This is a genomic window from uncultured Zoogloea sp. (assembly GCF_937894855.1).
Taxonomy (GTDB): Bacteria; Pseudomonadota; Gammaproteobacteria; order Burkholderiales; family Rhodocyclaceae; genus Zoogloea; species Zoogloea oryzae.
Window position 1 is genome coordinate 50,010 of sequence record NZ_CALAYQ010000209.1, and the last position, 16,304, is coordinate 66,313.

Here is a 16,304-nt window from a genome sequence, read left to right on the forward strand (position 1 = left end):
GCGTTCGCCCAGGGCGAGGCCGGCTTCGGCAAGGGCGATGGCGCAGGCGGCGACCAGCGCCAGGAGGGCCGGGGTGAGCAGCCAGGTGACGGCTTCATGGAGCCAGGAGAGGGTGTGGTTCATCGGGATTCACCGGTTCGGTTTCGGGTTGGGGAAAGGGGCAGGCGCCGGGCGCTCCAGGCGAGGCCCAGCAGGAAGAAGAGCGGCACAACGGCCAGCGCCGCCTGCGGAATGGAAGCGCGCGCTTGATCGGCGGGTGCAGGGCGCACGACCAGCTCGGTCTGGCGGACCGGCTGCGGGGCTTCGGCGGGCGTCTCGGGCGGCGGAGAGGGCTCGGCCTGCGACGTGGAGCGGGCCTGCGCCGGGGCCGGGGCCGCTGGCGCCGGGGTTGCGGGCGCGGCAGCCGGCAGCGTCGCCCCCTGCGCCCGGGCCAGCGCGACGCCCAGCGCCTCTGCGTCGGTGGAGTCGATGCGCGGGCGCAGCCAGTCCCACATGGGGTGCTTGGGCGCGGCGTGGCCGCTGCCGGGCAGGCCGTTCTTCGCCACCAGCCGGGCCAGCTCGCCGCCCATCTGGCGGATCGTCGCGGCGTCGGCCTGCCAGAAGCCCTTCTCGGCCGCCACCATGAAGATCGCCAGCATGTGGGCCTTCACGTGGGCGTTGTGGCCCTGGGCCAGGAAGCGCGGCAGGCCGAGCTTCTGCTTGTCGTCGAACCAGGTCTCCTTCACCTCGTCCCAGGCCCACTGCTTGATGAGGTCCGGCCGCGTCACCTGCCAGCCCCACAGGTTCTCGAGGAACTCCTGCCCCATGGTGCGGGCGCCGGCGTAGCCGTGCTTCATCAGGGGCTTGAGCCATTCCGGGTTGAGGTAGCGGCCGCGCAGCTCCGACAAGAGCGCGGTGGCCAGCGGCTCGACCGCCGGATGGGCCGGGTCGGCATGCTGCAGGATCAGCCCCTCCGGGCGCCGGCCGGTGAGCGTCTCGACGCCCAGCGAAAGGCCGCCCAGGTAATCGAAGGCGTCGTTGTTATCGAGCAGGCCATAGAGGTTGCTGGCGCGGCCGTGGTAGCTGCGGGCGACCCCGGCGAGCGCCGTCTCGAAGGCCGCGTGGGTGGCGTCGCCCGCAGCATCCAGCCCGTAGGCGTGGCCCATCCGGTTGAGGTAGACCCGGCCCAGCTCCTCCCGCTCGCGCCACGCGCCCGAGCGTTCGGCCAGCCGATTGACCCCGGCGCTGTAGGCGCCCGGCGCGTCGCCGAAGATGCGCAGCGCCGCCGCCCGGCCCGCGTCGGCCAGCGCCAGCCCGCCCTTGGCGAGGGTGTCGGTGCGGCCCATCCAGGCGCGGGCCACCACGTTGCCGACGAGCGGCTCGCGCCCCAGCGCCACGCCGCTTCCCAGCGGCACCAGCGCGGCGGCCAGGGCGTCGGCGAGCTCCGGGCGCTGCTCGGCGAGCACCTCGGCCGACGCGGCCAGCGCCAGCCGGCCGGCCCGGTCGATCTGATTGAGCAGGTTGGGGTACAGATCACGGAACAGCCCCGAGGTGGTGACGATCACGTCGCGCCTTGCCTTGCCGGGCAGGAGGCGCACGTCGGTGACGATCCCGCGGGCGTTCCACACCGGCTCCGCCCCCAGCAGCGAGAGGCAGAAGGCGACCATCGCGCCCTCGTCGCGCACCGCGTCGGAGGCCCACAGGATCACCGCGTCGCTGTCGGCACCGGCACTCACCTTGCGGGGTCGGGCGGTGGCCTTGTCGGCAAGGCTGGCGCCGAGGGCGTAGCCCAGCCGGGTGGGCAGCAGGTCGCCATCCACCGCATGAAAGTTGCGCCCGGTGGGCAGCGCCTCGGGCGAGCGCAGCGGGTCGTTGCCCTTGCCCGGCGGCACGAAGCGCCCGGCAAGCCCGGCCAGCAGGCCGTCCATCTCCAGCCGCGGTGAGGCGGCCAGCTTGGCGGCGATGGCCGCGTCGTAGCCGCCCGCCACCTGGGCCATCGAGCCGGCCATCAGGGCCAGGGATTCGGCGCTCCAGTCCTGCCCGAAGACGTGCAGGCCGTGGGGCATGAACTTCTCCTGCAGCTTGGTGAGGTAGTGGCCGATCTCGTGGGCGAGCAGATCGTCGTCGGCGTCCTCGAAACCAATGCCGCGCACCTCCAGCACGTCGGCCATCGAGGCTTCCAGCTCGGCGCGCAGGTTGAGGGCAACCACCTGCTCACGCATGGTGCGGGCAGCCTGGGCCTTGAGGCTCTCGCTGTTGGCGGCCTCGAAGCTCTCCACCACCTGGCGCAGTTCCAGCAGCCTGTCGTAGAGCGGCGTCGCGGAGAGCGGCGGGGTGAGGTGGTCGACGATCACCGCCAGCCCGCGGCGCTTGGCCTGCACGCCCTCGCCCACCCCGTCGACGATGTAGGGGTAGATGCCCGGCAGATCGGCGGCGACGAGGCTGGGGTAGTCGTCGGCGGTGAGGCCCACCGCCTTGCCCGGCAGGAACTCGTAGGTGGAATGGCGGCCCAGGTGCACCACCGCGTCGGCCCGGAAGCGGTCGCGCAGCCAGTGGTAGAAGGCCAGGTACTGGTGGGGCGGCGACACGCTGGTGTTGGCGTGGAGCAGCTCTTCATCAACCTCCCAGCCCCGCGGCGGCTGCGGCCCGACGAAGACCTTGCCGAAGGTGAGCCCCGGCACCAGCAGCTTGCCGTCCGCCACCATCACCTTGCCCGGCGCAGCGCCCCAGCCGCGCAGGCCCTCGACGCCGTAGCCGACGATCCGCCACGCGAGGTTGGACAGGCTCTCGCACCTGCGCAGGGGCACGTCGGCGAGGCAGCCGCGGTAGCCGGCTTCGAGTTCCTTCAGGCCGGCGATGGCCTCGGCGCGGCGCGGGTGATCCGCGCCTTCGGCCAGATGGTGGAGCTCCTTCATCACCGATTCCACCCGCTTGCGCCCCAGACTGCGCTCGCCGGCGCGTTCGGCTTCCAGCACCTCGGCGTGGAGCCGGCCGAGGGGGCCGGAGACCATCTCGCCGCGCACCCGCTCGGGCAGGCCGGCGAACCACGCTTTGTAGTCGGCGGCGCTCACACCGGCCACCTCGCGGGAGAGCTCGGCCAGCGCGGTCTTGTCTTCGGGCAGATTCACGCCCCGGGCCATGATCCCGTCGAGCAGCGACGCGGGCGACGCGGGCAGCTCGCCGGTGTCGTAGCCCTCGGCCTTCAGGCGCGTGAGGATGGCGAACAGCGAGGCGGGCACGTCCAGGTTGTCGGCGCCGATGTTCTGCCGGCCTGGCGGGTGGTTGTAGTAGACGATGGCCACCCGCTTGTCGGCGTTGGCCTTGGCGCGAAGCTGCTGCCAGCGGGTGGCGCGGGCCACCAGCCGGGTGATCTCGGCGGCGATGGGCTCGGTGCGGCGCAGCTCGACGCCGGTGAGCGGATCAACTCGCCCCGCCCCCACCGCCGACACCACGATGGGCTGACCGATGCCCTGCAGCTCGGGCAACGCCACCCGGTACTGCACCGAATCCACCGGCAGCCCCTCGGGCGACAGGCGCCACTGGGTGGCGGTGCGCTCGGTGAGGCGGATCGCCTTGATGACCGGCACATCCAGCTTCTTCAGGGCTTCGGTGACGGCCTCGCGGTTCTCGGCGGCGCCGACCACAAAGTCCTGCACCACCACCAGCGCCGCAGGCCGGGCCGGGGCGAGGAGTTCGGGCAGGCGCTCGATGGCCTCCCGCGAGGCGCCGCCCCAGCGGGTCAGCACCTCGGCGCAGGGCAGACCCTGGCGGCGGGATTCGCCGCAGATCGCCGCGGCGGTGCCGGATTCGATGTTGGCGAGATCCAGCACCGCCAGCGCCGGGCCGGCGGGCAGCAGGCCGGATCGCCAAGCGCTGGCGTCGGTACGCTCCACCTCGCCCACCCGCAGGCGCAGGGCCGGTTCGGGCAGCGGCGGCGGGAGCGCCTTGCCGGCGAGCAGGTGGGCGTACAGGCCGGCGAGGTTGTCGGCACCGCCGGCCTGCCAGCTACGGCGGGCGGCGAGCCATGCCGCGGCGGGCGGGTGAGCGGCGGCGGCATCGAGGGCCTCCGCGGGCGGCTGCTCGGCGGCGAGCTGGCGCAGGGTGTCGGCGGGGAAATCCGCCAGCGCGCCGGCCGCGCCGCGGCTGTGCAGGTTCAGGCGCTGCTCGCCGTTCATCGCCAGCACGGTGGTGGCACGGCTGGCCGGCAGGGCGTCGACCAGCCGGCGGGCCGGATCGCCGAATACCGACACCGCCAGCACCGCGTCGGCGTCGAGCCACTGGCGCAGCTGGCGATCGCTGGCGGCGAGGAGCTGGGCCGGCGTGCGCAGCACGACGCGGTCGCGGGGATGGCTGGCGAGGTGCTTGCGGGCGCCTTCGACGGCGGCCGGCGCGGCGCGGTCGGTGACGACACCGAACAGCGTCGCCGCGCTCGCCGGTAGCGCGGCCAGCAGGGCCGCGGCGAGCAGGGCGCGAGCGAGGGTGCGGCAAAAGCCTGAGTGTGGTCCTGACATCCCGTCTCCATGGGCCGGATCGCCGGGCCGGACGGGGACGAGAAAAGACGGAACGAAACCGCGCGGCGGGACACGCCGGCAGGAGGACGGACGCCGGGCTGGCCGGCGGACGGACACATTTCGCTCGCCAGGCCCGCACCCCGGGGCTCAGCAGAAACAATGTCCTCGGGCCGGTCTTCTGGCTCGCCGTCGTCCTTCCCCATCCGCCTTCCCGGGCTGGTGCCCAGTGGCATGTGGATGGAGTCGTCTGGCTTACAGCAGCGGGGGCTGCGCCGGAATGGTCGGAGGGCTTGCCGCCGACGTCACCGGACTTCCCGTTTGGCCGTTTCCGCGAAGGCGGATCGGGCACCCGGAGGAACAGGGACGCCGAGGTTAAGACAAAGTCGGCAGCCCGGCAAGCCGGATGTCACCTGCGGGCGTGTCGGAGCCCCCTCAGCCCGGGGCGTCGCCAGGCCAAGGCTGGGTAAATTTTCTCGATTTTCGGACGGATCAAGACCCAATCCGGGCCGCATGTCAGCATTTGACAGGCAGCTTTGTCAAAATCTGTATAAATAACAGAAGTAATCAAAGCGGCCGGTTTCGTCGCCGTCGAGCCCCCTATAATCGAGCCCGATCGTCATATCACGCACGACATCGGGCGTGATCGAACTCACCCAGCCAGGGGCTCCGACTTGGAACGACCCGAACCCGCCTTCCAGCAGCCTGACAGCAACATACTGCACCTGCGGGGCGAGGCCGGACGACTGCTCGCGCACCTGGAGATGCATCTGGCTCGCCAGCCGGACGACCTGACCAGCCACACCCGGCGGATCCTGATCGCCTGGCAGCTGGGCGACGGCGACGCGACCTACGGCGCCCTGGTGGATCTGTTCATCGTGCTGGCCGAGCGGGGCGTCGGCCTGAAGTCCGCGATGCTGTCGCAGACCGCCCTGCAGCTCGACCCGCCCCAGCGCCGCTTCCTCGCCAGCCACCTCGCCAGCGGCGTGCGCGCCGACGAAAACGTACAACCCCCGGCCAGCCGCTCGGTATTGACGCGCGGCCTGGTCGGCATGACCACCCCGGCCCTCTGACCGCCTTCGGGAGAAACACCATGATGACCGCCCAGCCTACGCTCCGCCTCTGCCACACCGGCATGGACAGCCGCTCGCTGTACGCCTTCGAGATATTCCTCTCGCGCGTGGACTCCCGTGCCTGTCAGATCACCGATGAAACCGCCGCCGACGTGGCCTTCATCGACATCGACAACGACCTGGGCCGCTACCTCCTCGAAGGTCATCGCCTGCTCTACCCGGGCCGCCCACTGATCGTCAGCACCCAGAAGGCGCCGCTGGACAACGACCCGCTGACCATCCCGGTCACCAAGCCGGTGGGCCTCGCCGCCTTCTCGGCCGCCCTCGAACAGGCCCGCCGCCTGCTGCCGCCTGCGCCGGTCGTCGAAGCCCCCGTGGCGGCCATCGACACCGGCACCCTCGAGGACGCCGACAGCATCCCCGACGAAATGCCCGTCGAGATGCTCTTCAACCGCACCGAGCCGCGCCTCGCCAACGCCGATCCGGTGGCCCTCCTGCGCCAGCTCGAAGAGCGCCTGTCCACCTTCTATGTGGGCTCGATGCCCGATGTGGATCTCGACGACCTGATCGCCCGCAACGCCATCTATTACACCCCGGACCAGTTCCTGCAGGGCGAGATCACCCGCGCCGTCGCCCACGCCCGGGAAATCCACCGCCCGATGCGCATCGACGACGCCAGCGGCACCGCCCTCTACCTCGACCCGCAGAGCGGCAAGGCGCTCCAGGCCCGCAGCACCAACGCCCTGCGCGCCCTGGCCCAGCTGCCCACCCGCGGCACGGTGAAGATGAGCCGCGTCGAGCCCGGCGACGCCGTGCGCATGGACACGCTCGAAAGCCGCCCCCTCGAAGCCCTCGAATGGGACGTGGCCCTGTGGGCCTCCCGCGGGCGCCTGCCCCGGGGCACCAGCCTGGATCACCCGGTGCGCCTGCACAGCTGGCCCAACCTCACCCGCCTCGCCGTGCCGCCCGAAGCCATGCGCATCGCCGGCCTGTGGTCGCGGGGCGGCTACAGCCTGCGTGACACCGTGAGCATGCTGGGCATCCCGCAGCGCTACGTGTTCGCCTTCTACAGCGCCTGCCACGCCCTCGGTCTGGTCGAGCTGGCCGCCAACCCGGCCGCCCTCGCCGCCGCCCGCATCGTCAGCCGGCAGGTCGTCGCCGGTCCGGCCGAAGCCGCCCCGCCGATGCGCGGCCTGTTCAAGCGCATCCTCGGCAAGCTGCTGGGCGCCCGCCTCGGAGAAGCCGCAGCTGGCTGAGGCCTGCGCTGATGAGCCACTACAAGATCATCTTTGCCGGCCCCGTCGGCGCCGGCAAGACCACCGCCGTCACCGCCGCCAGCGACATCCCGCCGGTACGCACTGACGCCGCCGCCTCCGACGAAGTCCGCGAGCTCAAGCCCAACACCACGGTGGCGATGGACTACGGCGCGATGAAGCTGGCCGACGGCAGCACCATCCACCTCTACGGCACGCCGGGCCAGCAGCGCTTCGACTTCATGTGGGAGATCCTCACCGAAGGCGGCATCGCGCTGATCCTGCTGATCGACAACTCCCGCGGCGACCCGCTCAAGGAGCTGCGCTTCTACCTGGGCGCCTTCAGCGGCTTCATCCGCAAGACGGCCGTGGCCATCGGCGTCACCCACGTGGATCTCGCCGCCACCCCCAGCCTGTCCGACTACCAGCAGGAGCTCGACCGGGCCGGCTTCGGCTGCGTGCCGGTGTTCGAGGTGGACGCCCGCGCCCGCCGCGACGTGTGCCTGCTGATCGAAGCCGTGCTAAGCGTCATCGACCCGGTGGCCAGCGCCTGACCCCCATGGACGCGCCCCGCCGCTTCCTGCTCCCCACCCCGGCCGGCGCCTACTTTGCGGCCGCCGCCCAGGCCGAAGACCGCCTGCGCGGCTTCATCCGCCTGCTCTTCGCCCAGCCGGCCAGCCCCGCGTGGCACGACGAGGACGACGGCTTCGTGCGCCGGCTCGCCACCGCGGGCTGGATCCAGTACCTCGACGCCCCCCGCTGCGCCCCCCGCGACACCATCGAAGCCGCCCTGCAAAGCCTGCTCCCGCCCCTCGCCGGCAGCCGCAGCGCGCTGCTGGCCGACGCCCACGGCTTTCACCTCGCCAGCACCGGCTTCACCACCCCGCAGGCCGAAGCCCTGGCCGCCCTGTCGGCCGATCTGGCCAGCCTGCACAACCGCCACCAGCGAGTCATCAACCAGGATCTGAGCCTCTACGGCAGCGCCTGGTCGATTCCCGACGCCGCCGGCCACAGCCAGATCGGCTTCTGGCCGCTCTACGTGGGCAGCCACCGTTTCGTGCTCATCCTGGCCGGCGTGCCCCACCTCAACCAGCCCCCGCTGGTCGATCTGGTCTGGCTGCTCCACCAGCGCTACGGCCCCCTCGCCAGCGTGCTCCCCGCCACGGCCGACAGCACCGTAACCAGCTGACACTGCGACGCAAGCTCCGCGCAAGGAAGTAGTCAGGTGACGGACAGACTCCGCTCCTAGACTTCACATCTGGATCTCACTGCCCGATGGAATACGTCCCTTGCTGCCCCTTCGCCGCCTCACCCGGCACCTGCTGAGCGCCGCGCTGCTGCTGCCGGCCATCAGCCAGGCCCAGACCGCCGACACCCCGCCCCTCAGCCTGCAGGACGCCGAAAAGCGCCTGCTCGACGCCAACCCGACCATCCTCCAGGCGCGCGCAGCCGTGGCCGGGGCCCGCGCCGGCATCGACATCGCCGGGGCCCGGCCCAACCCCATCGTCACCGCCTCGGTCACCAGCATCAACCCGACCCGCAGCGGCAACGGCGGCTACTGGGATCGCCCGGTGGACAACGTGCTGCGGGTCGATCAGATGATCGAACGGGGCGACAAGCGTGACCTGCGCCTGGCCGCCGCCGACCGCAACCTCGCTGCCACCGGCCTCGATCTCGACAACACCATCCGCCTCGCCCGCATCGAACTGGCCAGCGCCTGGGTCGACCTGCGCGCCGCCCGCGAGGTGCGCCGCATCGCCGACGAAAACGCCGCCCTCGCCCGCCGCGCCGCCGACGCCGCCGAGGTGCGCGGCAAGGCCGGCGACCTGGCCGGGGTGGACGTGGCCCGCTTTGCCGCCGACGCCGCCCGCGTCGCCAACGACGCCGTGCAGGCCGAGCTCGCCCTGTCCCGCGCGCGCATCGCCCTGGCCCGCCTGCTCGGCAACCGGCTGCCGGCGGGCACCCTGCAGACCACCGACGACTGGCCCGGCGACGACGCCGTGGCCCCGGCGCAGACCGACGCCGAACGCGTGGATATCCTCGCCGCCCGCCAGCGCGTGGCCCAGGCCAGCGCCCTGCGCGAACTCGCCCGTGCCCAGCGCACCCGCGACGTCTCCGTCGGCGTGCAATACGAGCACTACCCGCCCGACGGCCGCAACACCTACGGCGTCAGCATCTCTGTTCCGCTGTTCCTCGGCTACGACTACCGGGGCGACATCGCCCGGAGCGAAGCCGACTACACCACCGCCGAACAGCAGCTCGACGCCACCCGCCAGTCGGTTGCCAGCGAACAGGCCCGCCTGCAGGCCGAACTGGCCGCCGCCCGCAGCCGCCACGCCCGCCTGCGCGACGTGGTGCTGCCCGCCGCCGAGCGGGCCGGCCGCGGCGCCGACGTCGCCATCCAGAAAGGCGGCATGAGCCTCACCGATTACCTCGACACCCAGCGCAACCTGCGCGCCGCGCGCATCGAAGCCGTCCAGGCCCGGGCCGATGTCGCCCGCGCCGCCCTGATACTGCGTCTGGCCGGAGCCACCCCATGAAACGCACGCCCATCATCGTCGCCCTCGTGGCCGCCGTCGCCGCCGGCGCCTGGTACCTGCGCCCGAGCGCCCCCGCCAAACCCGACGAGCCGGCCATCCAGCGCCCCTCCGCCGAACCCGGCGTGCTGCGCTTCCCCACCGCCGCGCCCCAACTGGCCCAGATCAAGACCGAACGCGCAGCCCTCGCCCCGGTGCCGATGGACGAGCCCCTGGCCGCCCGCATCAGCTACGACGAGAACGCCACCGCCCGGCTGGTCGCCCCGATCGCCGGCCGGGTCGTCGAGATCCACGCCAACATCGGCGACACCGTGAAGGCCGGCACCGTGCTGGCCGTGCTGGACGCCCCCGAACTGGGCACCGCCGCCGCCGATCTGGCCAAGGCCCAGGCCGACGCCCAGCAGAAGAAATCCGCCCTCGAACGCGCCCGCAGCCTGTTCCAGGCCGAGGTGATCCCCCGCCGCGACCTGGAAGCCGCCCAGGCCGAGGCCCAGCAGTCCCAGGCCGAAGTGGAGCGGGCCCGGCTGCGCCTCGCCAACCTCAACCCCGGCGGCACCACCGCGTCCGGCGGCCAGCGCTACCAGCTGCGCGCACCGATCAGCGGCGTGGTGGCCACCCGCAAGATCAACCCGGCGATGGAAGTGCGCCCCGACACCCCCGAGCCGCTCTTCGTCGTCACCGACATGAGCCGCCTGTCGGTGCTGGTGGATGTGCCCGAGCGCGACCTGCCCATCGTCACCGTCGGCAAGTCGGCCCAGGTGGAAGTCTCCGCCTATCCCCAGCGCAGCTTCACCGGCAAGGTGGTGCACGTGGCCCCCACCCTCGACCCCCAGACCCGCCGCATCCAGGCCCGCGTTGCCGTGGACAACCGGGAGGGCCTGCTCAAGCCCGAGATGTACGCCAAGGTCGGCATCCTCGCCGACGCCAAGGAAGAACTCCCCAAGATCCCCACCGGCGCGCTGCTCGTCGAAGGGGTGAAGAACTACGTCTTCGTCGAGCGCGAAGCCGGCGTGTTTGAAAAGCGCGAGGTCACCCTGGCGGTGCAGACCCGCAGCTACGCCTACGTGTGGAGCGGCGTGAAGGGCGGCGACAAGGTGGTCAGCGTCGGGGCCCTGCTCCTCAACGCCGAACTGGCCAGCAGTTCCCGCTGACGGGCCGCCGCCATGTTCGACACCCTCATCACCCTCGCCCTGCGCCAGCGGGCCTTCATCCTCATCGCCGCCGCGGTGCTGCTCGGCTACGGCCTGTACGCCGTCAACCAGATCTCCATCGAAGCCTTCCCGGACGTGCAGGACGTGCAGGTCCAGGTCGTCACCCAGGCCATCGGGATCGCCCCCGAGGAGGTCGAGCGCACCATCTCCCTGCCCATCGAGCGGGAGATGAGCGGCGTGCCGGGCATGACCCAGCTGCGCTCGGTGTCGATCACCGGCCTGTCGGTGGTCACCCTCACCTTCAATGAAAAGACCGCCGACTACTTCGCCCGCCAGCAGGTGCTCGAACGCCTGCAGAACGTCTCGCTGCCGCCCGGCTCCCAGCCGGTGCTGGCGCCGCTGACCACCGCCGTCGGCGAGATCTACCGCTACGTGCTCGACGCCCCGCCCACCGCCGACCGGGAAGAGATCCGCGCGGTGCAGGACTGGACGGTGCGCCCGGCCCTGCGCATGGTGCCGGGCGTCGCCGACGTGGTGAGCTTCGGCGGCGCGATCCGCGAGGTGCAGGTGCGCATCGACCCCGAGCTCCTGCGCAAGTACGCGCTGAGCCTGGGCGATGTCACCCAGGCCCTCAACGCGGCCAGCGCCAACGGCAGCGGCGGCCTGCTCCCCCGCGGCGACGAAGCCCTGGTGGTGCGCACCCTCGGCCTGTTCCAGAGCCTCGACGACGTGCGCGACGTGGTGGTGGTAGCCCGCGAAGGCAAGCCGGTGCGCATCTCCGACGTGGCCGAAGTGGTGGCGGGTTTCCGCCCCCGCTCGGGCATCGTGGCCTTCAACGACCGGGACGATGTGATCGAGGGCATCGTCCAGATGACCAAGGGCGGCAACGCCGCCAAGATCGTCGAAGCCCTCAAGCTCAAGGTGGACGAGGTCAATGCCCGCCTGCCCGAAGGCTTCCACCTGCGCCCGATCTACCAGCGCACCGAACTCATCGGCCACACCGTGGCCACCGTGGCCGAGAACCTGCTGGTCGGCGCGGTGCTCGTCACCGCCATCCTGCTGGCCTTCCTGCGCAACCTGCGGGCGGCGATCATCGTCGCCGCGGTGATTCCCCTGTCGCTGCTGTTCGCCTTCATCCTGATGCACGCCATGGGCGTGTCGGCCAACCTGATCTCCCTGGGCGCGGTGGACTTCGGCGTCATCATCGACAGCGCGGTGGTGATGGTCGAGGCGCTGATGGTGCGTCTGGCGGTGGACGCCCACGCCGAACACCACGGGATCATCTCGCCGGTGGGCCGGCGCATCCACGCCCTCAAGCAGACCTGCGTCGAGCTGGGTTCGCCGATCATGTTCTCGAAGGCCATCATCATCGTCGCCTTCCTGCCGATCTTCACCTTCCAGCGCATGGAAGGGCGGATCTTCACCCCGGTGGCGCTGACCCTCTCCTTCGCCCTGCTCGGCGGCCTGATCCTGACCCTCACCCTGGTGCCCACGCTGCTCTCCTACGCCCTCAACAAGGAGGACATGGCCGAGAAGGAAAGCCCCTGGCTGCACCGCCTCCAGGCGCGCTACCGGGATCTGCTGGTCAAGCTCCAGGCCCGCCGCCGGGCGGTGATCGCCGGTTCGCTGCTGTGCCTGGCCGCCGCCATGGGCATCGCCCCGCTGCTGGGTTCCGAGTTCCTGCCCAAGCTCGACGAAGGCAACATCTGGCTCACCATCAGCCTGCCCCAGTCGTCGGGCCTCACCAACACCAAGGACGTGGAGCGCAAGGTGCGCGCGGTGCTGTCCACCTACCCCGAGGTGAAGGCGGTCATCACCCATGTGGGCCGCCCCGACGACGGCACCGACCCCAAGGGCCCCAACAACATCGAGATCCTGGTGGACCTCAAACCCCGCAGCGAATGGCGCTTCGCCACCAAGGACGCGCTGGTGGACAGCATGTCGGGCCGCCTGGAGGCCATCCCCGGCCTGCCCACCAACTTCTCCCAGGTGATCCAGGACAGCGTGGAGGAATCCCTCTCCGGCGCCAAGGGCGAGATCGCGGTGAAGGTCTTCGGCCCCAACCTGGAGGTGCTCGAAGCCAAGGGCCGCCAGATCGCCGGCGTCCTCAACCGCATCGAAGGCTCGGCCGACGTGGCCGCGCTGCCGGTGGGCGGCCAGAGCGAGGTGGACATCCGCCTGCGCCGCGAAGCCCTGGCCCGCTACGACATCAACGTCACCGACGTGAACGCGATGATCCAGACCGCCCTCGGCGGCAGCGCGGTCAATGCCTTCTACGAAGGCGAGCGCCGCTACGACGTCACCCTGCGCTTCGGACCCCAGTTCCGCGACCAGGTGGACGACATCGCCAACCTGCCGGTAGCCCTGCCCGACGGGCATGGCAGCATTCCGCTGGGCGATCTGGCCGACGTGGAGCTGCGCCAGGGCGCGTCGCGCATCCAGCGCGAAGCCGGCAGCCGCAACGTGATCGTCAAGGCCAACCTGCGCGGCCGCGACCAGGGCAGCTTCGTCGCCGAAGCCCAGAAGAAGGTCGCCGCCGAGGTCAGCCTGCCGGCCGGCTACACCATCACCTGGGGCGGCCAGTTCGAGAACCAGCAGCGCGCCATGGCCCGCCTCAAGCTGATCGTGCCGATCACCCTGGGGCTGATCTTCTCGCTGCTGTTCTGGGCCTTCCGCGACATCCGCCCGGCCCTGCTGGTACTGTCGATGGTCCCCTTCACCCTGATCGGCGGCTTCGCCGGGCTGGGGCTGGCCGGGCTGCACCTGTCGGTGTCGGCGGCGGTGGGTTTCATCGCGGTGGCCGGCATCTCGGTGCAGAACGGCGTGATCATGGTCGAGCAGGTCATCGAGATCGCCCGCCGCGGCGCGACGCGTTCGGAGGCCATCCTCGACGGCGCCATGCTGCGCCTGCGCCCCATCGTGATGACCGCCCTGATGGCCGGCCTGGGCCTGCTGCCCGCCGCCCTGTCCCACGGCATCGGCTCCGAAACCCAGCGCCCCTTCGCCGTCGTGATCGTCGGCGGCATCGTCAGCGCGACCATCTTCACCCTGCTCCTGCTGCCGGTCCTGCTGTCCTACGGCGGCGCCAAGGAGCGGGTGAAGAAGGAAGACGTTTAAGCTAGCGTCCCCCTCAACCCAACCGCCCAGGCCCAACCGCCCATGCGCATCCTCATCGTCGAAGACGACCCCCTGCTTGCCGATGGCGTGGCCCAGCTGCTGCGCGGGGCCGGCTTCACCGCCGACTTCGTCGGCAGCGCCGAGCTGGCCGAGGCCGCCGTCGCCGCCGAGAAGTTCGACCTGATGGTGCTCGACATCGGCTTGCCCGGCATGGACGGGCTGGAGCTGCTGTCGCGCCTGCGGGCCCGCCACAACCCGATCCACGTGCTGATGCTCACCGCCCGCGACGCCCTGAACGAGCGGGTGCGCGGCCTCAACCTGGGCGCCGACGACTACCTCACCAAGCCCTTCGCGGCCGTCGAACTCCTCGCCCGGGTCAATGCGCTGGTGCGCCGCAGCCGCGGCCAGAGCGGCCAGCGCCGCGAGTTCGGCCCCCTGGTGCTGGACGAGGAAGCCCACCGGGCGTGGCTCTCCGGCCAGCCCCTGGAGCTGCCCCAGCGCGAATGGGCGATCCTCCAGTTTCTCCTCGACAACCTGGAGCGCGTCCTCAGCAAGGAGCGCATCGTCGCCGCCGTGTGCAGCTGGGACAAGGACATGAGCGAGAACGCCGTCGAGGTCTACGTCTCGCGCCTGCGGGCCAAGCTCGAGCCCGCCGGCATCCGCATCCGCACCGTACGCGGCCTGGGCTACATGCTCGAAGACCTGCCCCATGACGCGAAGCCTGCGTAAATCCCTGCTGCTGTGGCTGCTGCTGCCGGCAGCCCTGGCCATCATCACCTTCCTGCCGCTGGCCTACCACCTGGTCCACCAGCCGGCCATGGAGGCCCTCGACCAGGCCCTCGCCGACGCCAGCCTGGCGCTGGTGCCCCACCTCGAGGTGGTGGACGGCGAGCCCCGCTTCGTCTTTCCGCCCGCCGCCGAGCAGGTGCTGCGCACCGACCGGGTGGACGACATCTACTACCTCATCCTCGGCCCCAACAACCGCTTCATCGCCGGCGACGCCGGCCTGCCCCACGAGGCCGGCCCCGATGACGAGGTGCGCGGCGAGCGGACTAGCTTCGACTCCCACTTCCGCGGCCACCGGGTGCGCGTCACCGCCATCCACCGCACCATCGCCGACGAACCCTTCATCTTCGTCACCGCCGAAACCACCCGCAAGCGCGACCAGCTCAAGCTCGACCTGGCCGTCGCCCTGCTGCTGCCGCTGATGTTCTTCGCGGTGGCCACCGGCATCACCATCTGGTTCGGCGTGCATCACGCCCTGCTACCGGTCGAGGGCATCCGCCGCGCGCTGCACGGCATGGAACACCGGGCCCTGCAGCCCCTCGACGAGAGCGCCGCGCCCATCGAGATCCGCCCCCTCGTCACCGAATTCAACCAGGTGCTCGACCGGCTGGAGCAGGCCGCCGAAGCCCAGCAGCGCTTCGTGGCCAACGCCGCCCACCAGCTACGCACGCCGCTGGCCGGCATCCGCACCCAGCTCGAGCTCCTCCAGCGCGAGCCCGACGCCACCGAGCGCGACGCCCGCACCCGTCACTGCGTGGGCGCCATCGAACGCCTCGGCCACCTCATCAACCAGATGCTGGTGCTGCTCTCCGCCGAGCCCGGCGGCCGCCATACCAGCCTCGCCGCCACCGTCGACCTGCCCGAACTGATCCGCGACCGCAGCCCCGAGTGGATCCGCCTCGCCGAAGCCCGCAATCTCGACCTGGGCTTCGAGCTGCAGGCCGCCCGGGTCAACGGCGACCGCCTGCTGCTGGGCGAGATGATCGCCAACCTGGTCGCCAACGCCCTCAACTACACCCCGGCGCCCGGCGAGGTGACCATCCGCTGCCGCACCGACGGCAGCCACAGCCTCGTCGAAGTCGAAGACACCGGCCCCGGCATTCCGCCCGCCGCCCGCCAGCAGGTCTTCGAGCGCTTCTTCCGCCTGCCCGCCGCCAGCCACCCGGGCAGCGGCCTGGGCCTCGCCATCGTCCGCGAGATCGCCCACGGCGCCGGCGGCGAAGTGGACATCCTCGACACCCCGGACGGGCGCGGCGTGCTGCTGCGGGTAAGCCTGCCGGCCTTGATCGACACCCCCGACGAAGAACCCGCATAACGCGCTACCATCGGCATCCCCGGTATTTCCACGGAATCACCCATGCGCGGCCACTTCGCAGCCATCTCCCTCATCCTCATCGGCGTCGTCGCCCTGGGGATCAACCTCGATCTGTTCGAACTCGACATCGTCCGCCTGGCCCGCACCTGGTGGCCGCTGGTGCTGATCGCCCTCGGCATCGGGCTGTTCCTCACCCCGGGCGAGCGGAACCGGCCCGACTGAGCCCACCCGCCTCGCCGCGCACTTAAAGGGAATGTCCCCGGCCAGCTAAAGTACGCCGGCCTGCGACCGTTATCCGGGAATAACCCGCTCAGATAACGCGCCCCGTGATTCCCGCCCGCTCCAGTTCCGCCGATCGCGCCGGACTCTTCGTCCTCGTCGCCGGCCTCGCCGCTGCCTTGCTCGTCGCCTTCCTGGCGGTGCGCAACCAGACGGAGCAGCGCGCCACCGAGCTGGTCGATCAGGGCTCGCGCCTCGTCAAGGCGCTGGCCGCGATTCCCAAGGATGGCCTGGTGCCGTCCCCCGGCCGTCCCAATCCCCTCGCCGCGGTGCTCCGCGCCCACGGCAACGCCGATCTGGCCTACG

At 71.3% G+C, this 16,304-nt stretch carries 12 protein-coding genes and 1 riboswitch; of the genes, 11 read left to right on the forward strand and 1 reads right to left on the reverse strand.

Annotated features, from left to right (window positions below):
• Positions 1–119: 119 nt before the first annotated feature.
• Positions 120–4,490, reverse strand: a complete 4,371-nt coding sequence (locus tag Q0672_RS23040; RefSeq protein WP_298626530.1) for a cobaltochelatase subunit CobN — start codon at positions 4,488–4,490, stop codon at positions 120–122.
• A gap of 150 nt (positions 4,491–4,640) precedes the next feature.
• Positions 4,641–4,858: riboswitch (cobalamin riboswitch) on the reverse strand.
• A 303-nt stretch (positions 4,859–5,161) separates the two neighbouring features.
• On the opposite strand from Q0672_RS23040, the gene Q0672_RS23045 reads away from it, so the two are divergent.
• The 11 genes from Q0672_RS23045 to Q0672_RS23095 all read left to right on the forward strand — a co-directional run.
• A complete protein-coding gene (locus Q0672_RS23045) occupies positions 5,162–5,560 on the forward strand; it encodes a hypothetical protein (protein WP_153163171.1) in 399 nt (132 codons plus the stop codon).
• 20 nt (positions 5,561–5,580) lie between these two features.
• Positions 5,581–6,816: a hypothetical protein gene (locus Q0672_RS23050; RefSeq protein WP_298626533.1), complete on the forward strand. Its 1,236-nt coding sequence runs from the start codon at positions 5,581–5,583 to the stop codon at positions 6,814–6,816.
• 11 nt (positions 6,817–6,827) lie between these two features.
• Positions 6,828–7,367, forward strand: coding sequence for an ATP/GTP-binding protein (locus Q0672_RS23055; protein WP_284189939.1), 540 nt, complete (start codon positions 6,828–6,830; stop codon positions 7,365–7,367).
• A 5-nt stretch (positions 7,368–7,372) separates the two neighbouring features.
• Positions 7,373–8,002 (forward strand): hypothetical protein, encoded by a 630-nt coding sequence (locus Q0672_RS23060; protein WP_298626537.1) that lies wholly within the window; start codon positions 7,373–7,375, stop codon positions 8,000–8,002.
• Between the two features lie 100 nt (positions 8,003–8,102).
• Positions 8,103–9,353, forward strand: coding sequence for a TolC family protein (locus tag Q0672_RS23065; RefSeq protein WP_298626540.1), 1,251 nt, complete (start codon positions 8,103–8,105; stop codon positions 9,351–9,353).
• The gene (locus tag Q0672_RS23070; protein WP_298626543.1) at positions 9,350–10,501 is read left to right on the forward strand and encodes an efflux RND transporter periplasmic adaptor subunit; all 1,152 of its coding nucleotides are present in this window, start codon (positions 9,350–9,352) and stop codon (positions 10,499–10,501) included. Before Q0672_RS23065 ends, Q0672_RS23070 begins: the two co-directional genes overlap by 4 nt.
• A gap of 12 nt (positions 10,502–10,513) precedes the next feature.
• The gene (locus tag Q0672_RS23075; RefSeq protein ID WP_298626546.1) at positions 10,514–13,618 is read left to right on the forward strand and encodes a CusA/CzcA family heavy metal efflux RND transporter; all 3,105 of its coding nucleotides are present in this window, start codon (positions 10,514–10,516) and stop codon (positions 13,616–13,618) included.
• Positions 13,619–13,660: 42 nt separating this feature from the next.
• A complete protein-coding gene (locus tag Q0672_RS23080) occupies positions 13,661–14,347 on the forward strand; it encodes a response regulator transcription factor (RefSeq protein ID WP_153163164.1) in 687 nt (228 codons plus the stop codon).
• Positions 14,328–15,719 (forward strand): sensor histidine kinase, encoded by a 1,392-nt coding sequence (locus tag Q0672_RS23085; RefSeq protein ID WP_298626550.1) that lies wholly within the window; start codon positions 14,328–14,330, stop codon positions 15,717–15,719. The genes Q0672_RS23080 and Q0672_RS23085 overlap by 20 nt, the downstream gene beginning before the upstream one ends.
• 42 nt (positions 15,720–15,761) lie before the next feature.
• On the forward strand, positions 15,762–15,941 hold the full coding sequence (locus Q0672_RS23090) for a DUF5668 domain-containing protein (RefSeq protein WP_298626552.1): 180 nt from the start codon (positions 15,762–15,764) through the stop codon (positions 15,939–15,941).
• Positions 15,942–16,045: 104 nt separating this feature from the next.
• A partial coding sequence (locus Q0672_RS23095; protein WP_298626555.1) for a hypothetical protein occupies positions 16,046–16,304 on the forward strand: 259 nt, incomplete at its 3' end.

Bases quoted from the DNA above. Each gene is read 5' to 3' on its own strand.
- Q0672_RS23055 (WP_284189939.1), top strand. From the start codon at position 6,828: ATGAGCCACTACAAGATCATCTTTGCCGGCCCCGTCGGCGCCGGCAAG.
- Q0672_RS23040 (WP_298626530.1), bottom strand. From the start codon at position 4,490: ATGTCAGGACCACACTCAGGCTTTTGCCGCACCCTCGCTCGCGCCCTG.
- Q0672_RS23075 (WP_298626546.1), top strand. From the start codon at position 10,514: ATGTTCGACACCCTCATCACCCTCGCCCTGCGCCAGCGGGCCTTCATC.
- Q0672_RS23070 (WP_298626543.1), top strand. From the start codon at position 9,350: ATGAAACGCACGCCCATCATCGTCGCCCTCGTGGCCGCCGTCGCCGCC.
- Q0672_RS23060 (WP_298626537.1), top strand. From the start codon at position 7,373: ATGGACGCGCCCCGCCGCTTCCTGCTCCCCACCCCGGCCGGCGCCTAC.
- Q0672_RS23050 (WP_298626533.1), top strand. From the start codon at position 5,581: ATGATGACCGCCCAGCCTACGCTCCGCCTCTGCCACACCGGCATGGAC.
- Q0672_RS23090 (WP_298626552.1), top strand. From the start codon at position 15,762: ATGCGCGGCCACTTCGCAGCCATCTCCCTCATCCTCATCGGCGTCGTC.
- Q0672_RS23085 (WP_298626550.1), top strand. From the start codon at position 14,328: ATGACGCGAAGCCTGCGTAAATCCCTGCTGCTGTGGCTGCTGCTGCCG.
- Q0672_RS23080 (WP_153163164.1), top strand. From the start codon at position 13,661: ATGCGCATCCTCATCGTCGAAGACGACCCCCTGCTTGCCGATGGCGTG.